General features: G+C 56.8%; 1 protein-coding gene. It reads left to right on the top strand.

Translation table 11 applies throughout. The features are described 5' to 3' along the window. The coding region (locus SB754_RS19780) for a hypothetical protein (RefSeq protein ID WP_410784093.1) at positions 1 to 200 on the top strand (200 nt) is incomplete at its 5' end. Positions 201 to 296 lie beyond the last annotated feature (96 nt).

The raw sequence follows: 296 nt of genomic DNA, 5'->3' as shown, positions 1-296 counted from the left end.
CGATGGAACTGATGCAGATCGGCCCCTTGGGGCTCGGGGCAATCGCTTCATTGGCCGAAGGCCGCTGCTTTTCATTTTGCGTTCAATGCCAAGGCGCGCAGCGCTTGGTGGATGAATCCGTTCACAATGGGCTGAAATTTCCGGTCGGTGACAGACAACAGGATATGAGCCTGGCGATGATTCGCTTAGAGGTGCCATGAACACCGCATCCCGCCCAATGGATCGCATCAAACGCCCATTTCGAGAGCCAGGAGATCCTCAGTGATGGCTTCCGGCGCCAACCCACTCAACACCAG

The organism is Leifsonia sp. SIMBA_070 (genome assembly GCF_046534635.1).
GTDB lineage: Bacteria > Actinomycetota > Actinomycetes > Actinomycetales > Microbacteriaceae > Leifsonia.
This window is presented reverse-complemented; position numbering and strand designations above follow the sequence as displayed.